Genomic DNA, 13,170 nt, shown 5'->3' with positions numbered 1-13,170 from the left:
AATAATTTTTTACAAAATTATTAGTAACATAACAATTATAAATAAACATATAAGAAAATCGTCGTTTGATACATTGACATTTTGCCTTAAAAAAGAAATCAGGACGCATTGTTCCTTTTCTGTTTTGCGGCCCTGGGGTATCCCGGCTCAAATATTATTAGTTTTAGGTATGGTTCACGCTATTGAGGATGCCCATGTTCACTGAGGCTGGTAAAAAACCTGATTTGCTTTCGTTGATATTTCGCAGCGATTATCGTTGGCTTACGGAAAGGCTTCGCCGGCGTATTGCCTATGGCTGTGAAGCGGAAGATGTCGCCTCAGAGGCGTTCTTAAGACTGGCTTCGCTGCCCGACCTGGCCAGCGTGCAAGAACCGCGCGCCATGCTGACCACTCTCGCCAAACGCGTGCTGTATGAAAACTGGCGCAAACGCGATCTGGAAAAAGCCTATCTCGCCGCACTGGCGAATAAGCCTGAGTTTCATCATCCGTCTCCGGAAGAACAGCAGTTGCTGATGGAAGCGCTGCTCACTATCGATCAGGCGCTGGCAGGGTTATCGGTCAAGGCAAGGCAGGCATTTCTCTACAGTCAGCTCGACGGATTGACTTATGCCGACATCGCCGGAAGGTTGGATGTGTCCGTCAGCATGGTCAGGAAATATATCGCCAAGGCACTGGCTAACTGCTATCTGGCGACACAGGAACACGACAATTAACCGATGAGTATCATGGCCAGACGACACATAAATGATCCGATTGCCGAACAGGCGATTGAATGGATGGTGCTGTTACGCTCAGGTGAAGCCACCCAGACCGACTATGACGATTATCAGCACTGGCGACGAGCCAATGTGTTGCATGAACGCGCCTGCCAGCGTATTGAACAAACCCTGGGACAATTTCAGCCTCTGATTCAGTCGTTGCCCCACGATCCTATCCGGCAGGTATTGCTGACGCCATCCAGTCGCCGGAAAGCGCTGCAATATGGGCTGGGCATGATTTCAGTGATCTCGCTCAGCAGCCTGTTGTTAAATCAGCACTATCCGCTGTCGCCAATATTGTCAGATGCGAAAACAGCCACCGCGCAGCGGCAAGTCATTCCCTTGAACGACGGCAGCGTACTGACCCTGAATGCCCGCACCGCCGTGAATATCAATATGCATCCGGAAACGACGGTGCGCCAGATTGAACTGCACAGCGGCGGCGTGATGGCCAACATTGCGCAGGATGCTCAGCGCCCCTTCATGATTTCCACCAAAATGGGCGACATCGTGGCATTGCAGGCCAGCGTGAACGTGCGCTATGAGGACGGTGGCGTACATGTCGGCGTTTTAGACAATATCGCCAAGATTACCAACCGGCTCGGCCAAAGCGTCCGGGTTCAGGCTGGTCACGGCGTCTGGTTTGATGATACCACGCTCTATAACACCGCCATCCTCCCGGAGGCGGAAACGGCCTGGCTGCAAGGTCGTCTGGAAGTTTACGACCGTTCGCTGGCTTCCGTCGTCCGTACACTGCGCGACTACACGCCCGGATTAATTCGTTTGGACCCCGCTATCGCCGATTTACGCGTGAGCGGAAACTTCCCGCTGGACGACATCAACTACACGCTGGACTCACTGGCGCAGACCATGCCAATCGCTATCGTACATACCACGGACTACTGGATACACATTCGGGCAGCCAGCCTCTGACAGAGATAGAGAAAAATTCATGTCCTGAGGTGACACTTTTTGTATCCCGATACACATAGCTCATAGAGGGCATAACGTTCTCGATAAACAGATCAGTATTGGTTGTCCGACAAAGCAGCAAAAGCAGGGGTATACGTGCAACAGGCATTATTAAGAGAGCGCGTCGGGTCCAGTCATCCTTCATGGCAATACAGTGAGCCCACGGCACACAGCGGCGCGAAAACGCCACGGCACAGAGAAGGCAGAAAAACCGCTATCAGTTTCCTGGCTGTGGTATTGCTACATACTGCGGTATTGGCATTGATCGTCACCCGAACAACGGAATATAAGCCGCTCAATCTGGTTAATCCTGCGGAAAGCGTCAGCATTCAGGCAACTATGGTTGAAGAACCGGAGCCCGAACCCGTACCTGAAATCTCGCCTGAGCCGCCAGTGCTGACGTCAGATCAGGGCGAACGCGAGATTGAGCCTATCGTGGAAAAACAGGAAACGCCGCCCGAACCTCTGCCGCCGCCGGTTAAACGCGAAGTAAAAAAAGCGCCGCCGAAACCGGTTGTCAAACCACGGCCGGTACAGCCGAAAACCATCACGGAACAACCACTGCCGGTTGCACGAACCGCCAGCCCGTCAGCGTCTCAAACGCCAACGACCGCAACCGAACCGCTCCCCAATAACAGCAAAGGCGACATGATGCAGAACAACCCAGGGGCCTTACCAAAAAATGTCGCATCGGTGGGGTGTGCCGTACCGCAACCGGAATATCCACGCCGCGCCAGACGCCTGCAACAAGAAGGGGAAGTTCTGGTCCGGCTGGTAATCAATCCGGAAGGTCGTTTGTTGAGGCATGAAATTGCCCGCAGCAGTGGATATGAAGCGCTGGATCAGGCTGCGATGGCCTCAGTGGCGCAGACACGCTGTAGCCCGTACCGTGAAAACGGTCAGGCCATTACCGTGATGACGCTTCAGCCAGTAGCTTTCAAGCTATCGCGTTGATAACCAATATAAACACAGGCTCGTTAACGAAAAGTCCCTGTTAACGACAACCCAGACGATTTTGCCCGTTCGGCAATCCCGTCTGAAAGCATCTGAATAAGGTTATTTAAAGAGGTAACACATGAATACGTTGGATATTTATCATTTTTGGCAACAGGGCGATGTGGTTACCCATTCCGTGGCCATTATTCTGCTGGGGATGTCTCTGCTCTCCTGGACCGTCATACTGATCAAAGCCCTGCAACTACTGGCGCTGAATAAAAGTGTGAATTACAGCAGACATGCGTTCTGGCAATCGTCAACGCTACAGGAAAGCCTCGGGCAGTTTGGACGGGCAGGTTTTAACCCTTTTCGCGACCTTGTTATCGAAGGGCACGCATTGCTGAAGCACCCACACAAGTTCTCTTCGACGCTGGGCGGCCATGTCGATCTCAGTGACTGGCTGGTTCGGGGATTGAGCAATACGCTGGATACCAACGCCGGAAGATTGCAGTCAGGATTGGGTACGCTGGCGTCCATTGGCAGTACGGCGCCGTTTATCGGTCTGCTGGGGACGGTATGGGGGATCTTCCATGCGTTGCAAACCATCAGTTCCATAGGTCAGCCCGATCTGGCGCAGGTTGCCGGCCCGGTCGGAGAAGCGCTGATCATGACGGCCTTCGGCCTGTTTGTCGCGATCCCGGCCGTATTGGGCTTCAACGCCATCAATCGCCGTAACCGCGTGGTGCTGCACGCCATGAATCGGTTTGCCCACGACCTCCATGCCTATTTGCTTACCGGCGCCCGCGTCGATCCGACAAACACGGACCTTCACACGCTGGATGGTCAGGCCCATGCCGTCCCGGTTGAACGTTCCGCCTGACGAGGAAAATTACGATGAGTATGTCATCCCCATTTGAAAGCCAGGACGACGCGCTGCTCAACGATATCAATATGACGCCGTTCATTGATGTCATGCTGGTGCTGCTGATTGTGTTCATGATTACCCTGCCGGTCATCAATCACGCCGTCAAAGTGGACCTACCGCGGGCCAACGTTGAGAAAATCAAGAAAGATCCGCAGGCAGTGGATATTTCGATTACCGCAACCGGGCAAATCAACTGGAATAAAGAAGCCGTGGACGACACCCAACTGGCCGCCCGGCTTGATACCGCCGCCGCGGAGGAAATTCGCCCCAATATTCGTCTGTTCGCCGATCAGGCAGTGGAATATGGACGGGTGGCCTACGTGATGACCAGCGCCCAACAGCGTGGCCTGAGCAAAATTGATTTTGTGTTGCAGCCGGTAAAAAACCCCTGAGATTTTTTACCACATCGCCAAGCCCTCCGTGAGGGCTTACTCATTTTAGCGACTGGTGTTTCCCCTCGCCTGATCCGCGAAGAAAAAGCCATCCGGTGGTGACACTTTCTCCGCCAGATTGCACATATTCAGTAACTCCCCCAGTCTCACGGATACCGAATGATGCTTTCTCTTCATGAAACGCCCGCAGTCGATGCGCCGCAGCCTGAATCCCTCTCGCTTATCGCAGAACAGGTACTGTCGCTGGCTGCCGCAAGAGGTGCCAGCCAGAGTTCCGTTAATGTCTCACAGAGAAACCGACGCAACATCAGGGTCAGAAACGGTGATATTGATACGCTTACCCAGAGCCACAGCCAGTTTCTGTCGGTTACGGTCTACTTCGGTCAGCGTTCGGGAACCATCTCCTCGACCCTGTTCACCCAGGATGCGCTACAGGAAGCCGTAGAATCCGCCTGCCTGCTGGCAAAATATGGCGATGAAGATCCATACAGCGGGTTGCCAGACCAGCGACATCTTGCAACCGACATCCGCGATCTTGAACTGTATGAACCGGAAACGCTGACGGTAGAACAGGCGCTGGCGCTGGCGCTACGGGCAGAAAAAGCGGCCAATGACACGCAACCGGGCCGCTGTTACAGCGAAAGCACCGAGATTTCCTCCCAGCAGAGTGAATTTATTCTGGCTAACTCCGCCGGGTTCTGCGCAGGCTATCCATCATCCTTCCATTCATTGTGGAACCAGTCGCTGGCCCGCAACGATCGGCAGCGACAACAAGGCTACTGGGGGATTACCCGCCGCAGTCCTGCCCAGTTGAATCCCCCTGAAATTACAGGCAGGACCGCCGCTCAGCGCGCGCTGGCGCAGTTGGGCGCACAAAAGCTGTCCACCCGCCGCTGCCCGGTATTATTTGAGGCCCCCGTCGCGCACAGTCTGATTAATCACCTGGTCAATGCGCTGAGCGGCTCCGCGTTGTATCGCTCCACCTCATTTTTAGGCTTATGTCTGGGAGAGACGATCGCAGCCGATCACCTGAGCCTGCATGAAGATCCATTTATTCCCGGGGGGCTCGCCAGCGCCTGTTTTGATACGGAAGGCGTGGCGGCCTCAACACGCCACATCATTCACGACGGTCTGGCCCAAGGCTATTTCCTGTCCAGCTACAGCGCACGCCGTCTGGGAATGGCGACAACCGGTAATGCAGGCGGCGCCTATAACCTCACCGTCACCAGCCGTCTGAGCCAACCCGGCGATAATCTGCCCGCCATGCTGCGCAAAATGCATAACGGACTGCTGGTCACCACGCTACTGGGACAAGGCCTGAACCCGATGACCGGTGATTACTCCCAGGGCGTGTCCGGTTTTTGGGTGGAAAACGGAGAAATTCAATACCCGGTTGAAGAGATAACGATTGCCGGCAATCTGAAAACCATGCTGCAACAGTGTGTTGCACATGGCGCCGAGGCCCACACACAGGGTCATCTGACGTGTGGTTCCATACTGATTGAAGAGATGCAGATTGCCGGTCAGTAACCCCCAAACCGAAACAGGATAATCAAGAATGGTAACGCCCACTACGGATGCTTCACTTTCCCCCGCGCTGACCGAGTTTGCCCTGGAGACAACGACGCTTAATCATGCACTGAACCATATCATGCAGCGTCAGGTGGACTATGCCGATCTCTATTTTCAACGCCGCCAGCAGGAAGGCTGGCAGTTGGAAAACGGCATCGTGCGCCCAACCGGTTTCAGCCGGAATCAGGGTGTCGGCGTCCGGGCCGTCAGCGGGGAAAAAACCGCGTTCTCTTATACGAATGATATATCCTCCAGCGCCTTGCTGAATGCGGCCGGGACGGTCAGGGAAATTATCCGGCAGGGGCAACACGCCAGCATCCCGCGGACCTCATCGCTGCCGCCGGCGAATACGTCACTTTACCCGCAGGATAATCCGCTGACGTCCCTCACCGAACAGCAGAAATGCAGCCTGCTGGCATCCATCGATCGTCAGGCTAAAGCCCGCGATCCGCGCGTCACAAAGGTGACGGCCTATCTCAGCGCGTCGCATGAAACCATTCTGATCGCACGGCACGACGGTAAACTGGCTACCGATGTCCGCCCGCTGGTTAATCTGACGATCGGTGTCGTGGTGGAGCAACAGGGCCGTCGCGAAACCGGTTCAAGCGGCGGCGGAAGACGCCTTGATTACCGCTTCTTTGATAGCGAGACCGTGACCCGGTGGGTGAACAAGGCCGTCGATCAGGCGCTGAATAATCTGGACGCCGACCCGGCGCCTGCCGGTATCTACAGCGTAGTGCTGGGCGCCGGCTCCCCCGGCATTCTGCTGCATGAAGCCATCGGACACGGGCTGGAGGGTGATTTCAACCGTAAAGGCAGTTCGGCATTTTCCAATCTGCTTGGTGAACGCGTCGCCGCCCGCGGTATCAGCGTAGTTGATGACGGTACGCTTGCTACACAGAGAGGATCGCTGCATGTGGATGATGAAGGCTCGCCGTCACAATGCACCACGCTAATTGAAGACGGTATTCTGCGCGGCTATCTGCAAGACAGCCTGAATGCCAGACTGATGAATACCGCACGGACAGGCAACGCCCGCCGGGCGTCCTACGCCTCGCTCCCCCTGCCGCGCATGACCAATACCTACATGCTGGCAGGGGATTACCCCGCCGAAGAAATTGTCGCCTCGGTGAAGAACGGGATTTATGCCGCCAGTTTTGGCGGCGGACAGGTCGATATCAGCAGCGGAAAATACGTTTTTTCCACCACGGAAGCCTACCTGATCGAAAACGGTCGCATCACCCGCCCCATCAAAGGCGCCACGCTAATCGGTCACGGCCCGGAGGCGCTGCTGCATGTCTCAATGGTCGGTAACAATCTGGCATTGGATGAGGGAAATATCGTGTGCAGTAAGGAAGGCCAGACATTACCCGTTACCGTCGGTCAGCCAACGCTGCGTATCGACAAGATGACCGTAGGCGGATCGCAATGAATGCCCACAGCGCCATGTTAGCGAACTTCCCACATCCTGTGATTTTCCACACTCATTTTCCCGAATGGAGATGTCATGTCTGACACCATTATCACCGCCAGCGACGCTTCGCTGGATGACTTACTCAATAATAGCGCCAAACCGATATTGCTCGATCTGTGGGCCCCCTGGTGCCAGCCATGCAAAACGCTGGCGCCGCTGCTGGAAACGCTCGCTGACAACACGCCAGACGATCTGATCGTCGCCAAGCTGGATGTCGAACAATATCCCGCATTCATGCAGCGCTTTGGCGTTCGCGGTATTCCTACCTTACTGCTGTTCAAAGAAGGTAAGGAAGTCTCCCGCCAGGTCGGCGTGAAAACGCCGGCGCAGCTGCGCGGCTGGCTGGAATCGCATCAGATTAACGTTCAGCAGACCGCGCAGCCATTGGTTGACGATTCTGTGACATGGGGGGCGTTTTATGGCGATGCCTCTCTGCACGCTTTCTTACATCAGCGTCTGCGGCAACATGCGGTAGACGGCGATATCGACATCTCGTTCTCCCCCTACTGGCATGAAAATAAAGGGACGATCTCCACGGTTTTAGTCCACAGCGCTCATATCGAGATCTTTGAGCGCATAACCGGGCTCCCTGCTTCCCTCGCTTTCCTACTGGAGAACCTCTCCTGCACAACCGCACAGCAGGTTGATGCGCTCTTTGACGCCCTCAAGCCCGGTAAGGCGGTGGGCGGCGTCGCGCTGCAATGGATACATCTCTGGTTGGGCGATAAGGAAAATCGCTGGTCAGACTGGCTGACGGACAGCGCGCCAGACGGCCTGCGCCAGCAGTGGTTGCGCCTCGCCGAGCGCCAGTTTGCCGGTGAAGCGGTTGCGGAAAGCGAATGGGCGTTGTTACACCAGCAGGCGGCGGCGTGGGCAGAAAAAGCCGATAGCGGGCAAGGACTGGAACAAAACATCACCACCTTGCTTACCATACTGTCCCCGCCACCGGTTCCTTCCGATGCGAATAGCTGGCGAGAGATCAAGATATATCTTGGCTTTGCGCTGGTGCAAATTCTGCAAATTGAGGCGGGCTGGACGTATGAAGAACGGGCGACGCCGAACAAGCGCCACCGCTGGTTTGAGCAACATAAAGCTGCTGCGCCCAACAAGCAGTTGACGAGGGAACGCACCGCCGAACTGCACGCACAGTGGCTGCGGGAAAACCCGGAATTCTCCGCCAAAGAAGACGAATTTTACCGGCAATATCCATCACTGATAGCAAAGCAGAAGGTGCCTTTACAGGAAAATCTCTGGGAACTGCTGCGCGGTGCCCCGGCCTTTGTCCCCCGGCTGGAATAATCTGTACGGTTGATGGCCTTTTCAGGGAAGAACAGCGCCATCATCAGTCTCACCGCCATTTGACACCCAGTGTTGCCAATGCCGGCAGGCGGCCGAATCGTTATCGCGCAGCGCTGCTGCGGTTTCTTCACGCCATCGTTGCAGCAACGCTTTTTTCCCCGGCAGAGCAAGCGTTTTGACCATTTGTTCGATATCCAGCGGGTTTTCACTCAGCAAATGCAACGCAGGCGGAGGGAAGGCGATATTGGCGATCAGTCGGGACAACGCGGCAAAGCTGGCTTCCATTGGCCGATGGGAAAAAGCGAACCCCGCCAGCGTACGCCAGTCCTCTTCATCCAACCCGGTGCTCTTATTCAGCGGCAGCGGTAAATCAAGCGGGATAATGCGGCGCAGCCAGTACCAATCCCGCGCCAGTTGATGAGCGCACCGATCCGCCAGTTGCCGACCGCTGGCATTCAGCGGCAATAGCGCCATCGCGCTGTAACAGCCGCTGCTGGCTTCAAGATGGCTGCCGATACGCGCCAGTTGAAAACCGCAGGATTGCCAGAACGCCCATAGATCCGGCTGATAGCCAAAACTCACCGATAGATAATCCACGCCCTGTGAGCGTGCCGCCCGTTTGCCATGCTCAATCAGGGCTTGTCCGAAGCCCTGCCGCCGGTAATCGGCAGCGATGGCAATACGGCTGATACGTCGGGAGCGGAGCGTCGGCGCAGTCCATTGCCCGCCATGCGCCGCTAATGACTGAGCCACCAGATTGCCCCGCGGACGACGCACCCCGGCCCATACGGCATGCGCCAGTTCAGCGGATAATCCCCCTTCATCCACCATCCACAGCACGCCGCTAACCTCACCCATTGCGCTGGCGCTGTAAACATGCATACCGGGCGCATCCAGCAGGCGACGCAGGTCAAGCGGCGAAGTACGGTAATGTGCGCTGCACAATAGCGCGTAGCACTGCCGCATACGCAACGGCTGACGCAGCCAGTCATCGGGATGTTCTTCCCTGATGTCGCAGGATGGTGATGAAAGCGATTCGCCATTTACGCTGTTTGATTGCCCTGGTGTATTGGGCCGGGGATCGGCGAACAGCAACGCATTATCCAGCACGCGCTCCAGCGGATCGTGATTGGCCCAGCGCAAAGGTTCATCCAGCGTAAAGGCCTGCCACTGCGGCAGCGTTGCACAGAATTTCAGCAGAAACCCGCGTCCCGTACCTTCATATCCCTGTACGGTCGTCGTCATCAGAATTCGGGGAAAATATTTGAGCAGCGCGCTCAGAACAGGGGATGGGATCGCGGCGGCTTCATCTATCAGCAGCCAATCAATTTGCGGCAGCGGATTGAGACGACAATACTCCAGTAGCGCATCCGGGGCCCAGAACCGCACATCACTGCGGGCATAATGCTGTAGTACATCGGTTGCCGAACGGGATGGCGCCGTTATCCAGCATGGCCCGTCCCAGCGCTGCGTCAACATGCCGGCCAACGTCGATTTGCCCCGTCCGCGTGGCGCGGTAATCACATAAACGCCCTGCGGAGCCGCGAGCAACTGAGCCAGAATAGGTTGTTGCCGAGGCGTGGGTTCTCCGCTGGCGGGCTGCCATTCCGGGCGATGGGACAGCGGTTTGATCGCCAGCGTTTGCCCTTGCTGCCAGATCGTGACGTCATCATCCGCAAGCAGTTGGCGTTGGAAATGCCGAATGAAACGCGGCGTGGCTATCGGCCGGGGTTGTTCACTCCAGCGCAGGCTGTCATCATCCGGCAAACGGTGCCAGTCCTGCCACGGCGGAACTAACAACAACAGCCAGCTTCCGGCCCGGAGTGTTCCGGACAGCATCGCCAGCGCTTCAACATCCAACCCGCGCCGGGCATCAAACACCGCATGACCGAACTCATGCCCTAGCCGTGTCCGGATTTTACCGGCGGCTAACGACGTCACGCCATCCGGCGCACGATCGCTGATCCATAACCCGCTTTCCCCGGCGAGATCCATCAGCAACCGCGCCTGAGTTTCACTCCAGTCAGATTCACCGCTCAACACCAGCAAACGGCGAACGCCATAGCGGATTTGCTGAGACAGGCTGTTTAAAAAGTCAGGGAATCTGGCAGACATAGGAGAGATCAGGTTTTGCCAATCAGCAGAGACAGCAGGCCTGCGGCAATTAGCGGCCCGACAGGAATGCCGCGAAACAGGGCAACGCCCATCACGGTGCCGACCAACAGTCCCGCCACTACGGAAGGCTGGTTACTCATCAGGGAAACGCCGCGCCCGCCCAGCCACGACACGACGACGCCAATCAAAATTGCCAGCAGCGATTTCCAGTGCAAAAACGAGTGTATCACTTCACCGGCGGTGATCTTTCCGCTGGCGATCGGCGCCATGACGCCGACGGTGAGAATAACGATGCCAATGCTCAGGCCATATTTTTCCACCCACGGGAAATAGTTATTCAGCGGTGTAATACGCACCATCAATAAAATAAGGATTGCCAACGTAACCGTCATGTTATGGCTGATAATGCCCAGCCCGGCCAGCACCAGTAAAATTAACAACGTCGGATCAAAATAGGCCATGAAAAGTCCTTGCCCATGAATCAGAAAAAAGTCATCGGGAGCGACATACGCAGAAGCGACTAATAATAGCATCAGACAACGCGATTCAAGGGATTAATCCACAAAATCTACCGATAAACGCTATTGCAAATGGCTATCCTGCCTGCCGCCGGGGCCAACGCCGGAAGGCCGCGTCCCAGCGGGACAGGGCCCGCAAGGGGCCCGGTAACAAAAATGAAGGGGAGATTCGGTACAGAGACGCTGCCGGGCTGGCGTCAGAAGAATGTCGGCATTATTTCAACCACGTTCAGATCGTCATCGACCAAACAGACCTGACGCCATTTATCAAACGTCAGACACGGATGAGAGGCGCCAAACGCAATGATATCGCCCACGCGAAGACCATGTTCCGCCGGTATCTGCAAAAAGGCGTGCTGATCCATCATTGCCGTGATGTGGTAGTCCTGTCCAAAGACAACAGGATCACGTTCGCCCAAGGGATAATGACGCAGCGGTTCAGGATATCCGGCGTCAAAGGCGATGTCCCGTTTGCCAAATGCGATAATGGCGCATCCTGACTCCGGCAGGGATTGCACATGGGCCCATACCTCCATCGCCGGCAGCAGCGCGCCATCCATCTCCGGATGACGATGCAACACGCCAGCCTGCGCCACTTTATATAATCCATGATCGTGAACCAGATAACACCCCGGTCGCAGCAAGGGAGTAAACAACGAATCCGCCTGTAGCCGCGCAAATTCGCCCGCGATCAGATCGTACCAGGCAGAACCCGACGCGGTGATATAAGGACGACGGATGCCAAATTTCCCCTGCCCCTGTAGCGACACGGCGGTTTCCACCAGATAAGCGGCAAAGGCCTGGATCGCGCCTTCCGGCTGCTCGCCGTGAATCACCCCTTCATAGCCTTCAATTCCCGTCAACACCAGCGCGGGTGAAGCGTCGATAGCGGCCAACACGGCGTTAATCTGCCGATCGGTGCGGCAGCCGCAGCGACCATGAGGTACGCCGATTTCCAGCATCACGTTCAACTGTAGCCCCTGAGCGCCAAAGTAATCTCCCAGCGCCCGCACGTTATCCGGATTTTCCACCAGACAGTGGAACTCCAGCCCGCCCTGCCTCAGCAAACCGGCGATAATTGCCATATTGGGCTCGCCAACCAGCTGGTTCGCCATCAAAACTCGCCGCACGCCGTGCTCATAGGCCACGGAGCTTTGCACTGCTGTCGCCAGAGTCATTCCCCATGCGCCCTGCTCTAGCTGACGCCGAAAAAGCGCAGGCGTCATGGTCGTTTTTCCGTGCGGCGCCAGCTGCGCGCGATGCGCATTGGCATAGTCCTGCATCCAACGCAGATTATGATTCAGCGCCTGCTGATGCAGCACCAGCGCAGGCAGGCTGACCTGTTTCAGAAGGCTGTCGCCTAAGCGGGCGCTGCCTTTATCAGAGTAAGACATATCATGTACTCCAGGTTTATCTGCTTTGTTTTCCGGCCAACCGTTGCTCCATCGCCCGCGCGCACTCCATCAGCACGCTACGGTAATGATCATGGTTAACATAAGCATCACCACGTGGCGCCACGATACAAAACGTGGCGATACACTGATGTTGAATATTGTAAACACCGGCAGCAAAACAGTGAGTATAGGTATCCGCTATGCTATCGAAAGAGAAAAAACCTTCCTGATGCGACTGACGGATCTCATGTAAAAATCGATCTGGCGACAATCTTGTGCCATTCGGTAACGTGAAATCATCTGCTGGAACAAAGTCGAGGATCTCTTCATCGCTCATATGCCCCAGCAACAATCGCCCGGAAGCCGTCCAGGGGATCGGGATGTCCTCCCCCACGCCGGAAGAAATACGGAAAGCGCGCTCGCCCTCACGCATCAGCGCAACGTTATATTTTCGCCCGTTAAGCAGACACATCTGTGCGGTTTCATGGGTACGTTCGACGATCTGTTCCAGAAAACGATCGGCTTCGCGGGTAAAATCAAAATGGTTAAGGTGCGCCTGACCCAGAAAATAGAGTTCCCTTCCCAGATACACCAGACCGTCATGACCAACCGGCTCAAGAATTCGCCGTTCTTGCAGCAGCGCGATCAACTCATACACCGTTGATTTCGGGGCATTAATCCCCTTGGCAATATCATGCGGACGCAACGGTTGTCGCTGTATTTTCAGGTATTCGAGTATTTCGAACGCACGATCAAGCCCGCGCGCGCGCCGCTTTACATCCGGAACCGTCATGACTTCCCCCTCAGGTACTACT

The 13,170-nt window shown here is 55.8% G+C and carries 12 protein-coding genes; 8 read left to right on the top strand and 4 right to left on the bottom strand.

Features of this window, described 5'->3' with window-relative positions:
- The first annotated feature begins 194 nt into the window (after window positions 1-194).
- The 8 genes from B4923_RS03685 (at window position 195) to trxA (ending at window position 8,328) form a co-directional block, all read left to right on the top strand.
- Window positions 195-713 (top strand): sigma-70 family RNA polymerase sigma factor, encoded by a 519-nt coding sequence (locus tag B4923_RS03685; RefSeq protein ID WP_109053006.1) that lies wholly within the window; start codon window positions 195-197, stop codon window positions 711-713.
- Window positions 714-725: 12 nt separating this feature from the next.
- Window positions 726-1,691, top strand: a complete 966-nt coding sequence (locus B4923_RS03680) for a FecR family protein (RefSeq protein ID WP_170116000.1) — start codon at window positions 726-728, stop codon at window positions 1,689-1,691.
- A 135-nt stretch (window positions 1,692-1,826) separates the two neighbouring features.
- On the top strand, window positions 1,827-2,684 hold the full coding sequence (locus B4923_RS03675) for an energy transducer TonB (RefSeq protein ID WP_109053004.1): 858 nt from the start codon (window positions 1,827-1,829) through the stop codon (window positions 2,682-2,684).
- A gap of 121 nt (window positions 2,685-2,805) precedes the next feature.
- A complete protein-coding gene (locus B4923_RS03670; protein WP_109053003.1) occupies window positions 2,806-3,546 on the top strand; it encodes a MotA/TolQ/ExbB proton channel family protein in 741 nt (246 codons plus the stop codon).
- A gap of 14 nt (window positions 3,547-3,560) precedes the next feature.
- Complete coding sequence (locus B4923_RS03665) at window positions 3,561-3,983, top strand: ExbD/TolR family protein (RefSeq protein WP_109053002.1); 423 nt, start codon at window positions 3,561-3,563, stop codon at window positions 3,981-3,983.
- Between the two features lie 159 nt (window positions 3,984-4,142).
- Window positions 4,143-5,513, top strand: a complete 1,371-nt coding sequence (locus B4923_RS03660) for a metallopeptidase TldD-related protein (protein ID WP_245929482.1) — start codon at window positions 4,143-4,145, stop codon at window positions 5,511-5,513.
- Between the two features lie 28 nt (window positions 5,514-5,541).
- Window positions 5,542-6,987 (top strand): metalloprotease TldD, encoded by a 1,446-nt coding sequence (gene tldD, locus B4923_RS03655; protein WP_109053001.1) that lies wholly within the window; start codon window positions 5,542-5,544, stop codon window positions 6,985-6,987.
- Between the two features lie 75 nt (window positions 6,988-7,062).
- On the top strand, window positions 7,063-8,328 hold the full coding sequence (trxA, locus tag B4923_RS03650; protein ID WP_109053000.1) for a thioredoxin: 1,266 nt from the start codon (window positions 7,063-7,065) through the stop codon (window positions 8,326-8,328).
- Between the two features lie 21 nt (window positions 8,329-8,349).
- On the opposite strand, the gene B4923_RS03645 is transcribed toward trxA, so the two are convergent.
- The 4 genes from B4923_RS03645 to B4923_RS03630 all read right to left on the bottom strand — a co-directional run bounded on the left by B4923_RS03645 (window position 8,350) and on the right by B4923_RS03630 (window position 13,148).
- Window positions 8,350-10,443, bottom strand: a complete 2,094-nt coding sequence (locus B4923_RS03645; protein WP_109052999.1) for a tRNA(Met) cytidine acetyltransferase TmcA — start codon at window positions 10,441-10,443, stop codon at window positions 8,350-8,352.
- A gap of 8 nt (window positions 10,444-10,451) precedes the next feature.
- Window positions 10,452-10,904, bottom strand: a complete 453-nt coding sequence (locus tag B4923_RS03640) for a DUF441 domain-containing protein (protein ID WP_109052998.1) — start codon at window positions 10,902-10,904, stop codon at window positions 10,452-10,454.
- A 254-nt stretch (window positions 10,905-11,158) separates the two neighbouring features.
- Entirely contained in the window at window positions 11,159-12,355 is a 1,197-nt protein-coding gene (locus tag B4923_RS03635; RefSeq protein ID WP_109052997.1) for an amino acid deaminase, read from the bottom strand.
- A gap of 16 nt (window positions 12,356-12,371) precedes the next feature.
- Window positions 12,372-13,148, bottom strand: coding sequence for an IclR family transcriptional regulator (locus tag B4923_RS03630; protein WP_109052996.1), 777 nt, complete (start codon window positions 13,146-13,148; stop codon window positions 12,372-12,374).
- Window positions 13,149-13,170: the final 22 nt, after the last annotated feature.

The sequence above is a fragment of the Brenneria roseae subsp. americana genome (assembly GCF_003115815.1).
GTDB classification, from domain to species: Bacteria; Pseudomonadota; Gammaproteobacteria; order Enterobacterales; family Enterobacteriaceae; genus Brenneria; species Brenneria roseae.
The sequence above is the reverse complement of the archived record's forward strand: the minus strand, read 5'-3'. Positions and strand labels throughout refer to the sequence as shown.